Genomic DNA, 263 nt, shown 5'->3' on the forward strand with positions numbered 1-263 from the left:
CGTCGAAGTCCTCGCTGACGATACGGTAGCGCTCAAGTTTAAAAGTCCCACTCCGGCCAATCTGATCGCGGCAGGCCAGTATGCCGCTTATATCATTGCCCCGGCGGCAGTAGAGAAAGGGCATAATTGGATGATGGCTCCCAACGCCATCGGCACCGGTCCCTACAAACTTGGGCAGGTCGAACAAGGCCAGCAAGTGGTGCTTGAGCGATTCGACGGATACTGGGGCGGGTGGAAAGAAGGGCAGTTTGATCGGGTCATTG

Annotated in this window: 1 protein-coding gene; it reads left to right on the plus strand. The window is 56.7% G+C overall.

Annotation, left to right across the window (positions count from 1 at the left end; all coding sequences use genetic code 11):
• Positions 1 to 263, plus strand: a 263-nt coding sequence (locus SB765_RS30620; RefSeq protein ID WP_410932617.1) for an ABC transporter substrate-binding protein, incomplete at both ends; no start/stop codon positions are given.

Origin of the sequence: Pseudomonas sp. SIMBA_067 (assembly GCF_046534675.1) — a bacterium.
In the GTDB taxonomy this organism is placed as follows: Bacteria; Pseudomonadota; Gammaproteobacteria; order Pseudomonadales; family Pseudomonadaceae; genus Aquipseudomonas; species Aquipseudomonas putida.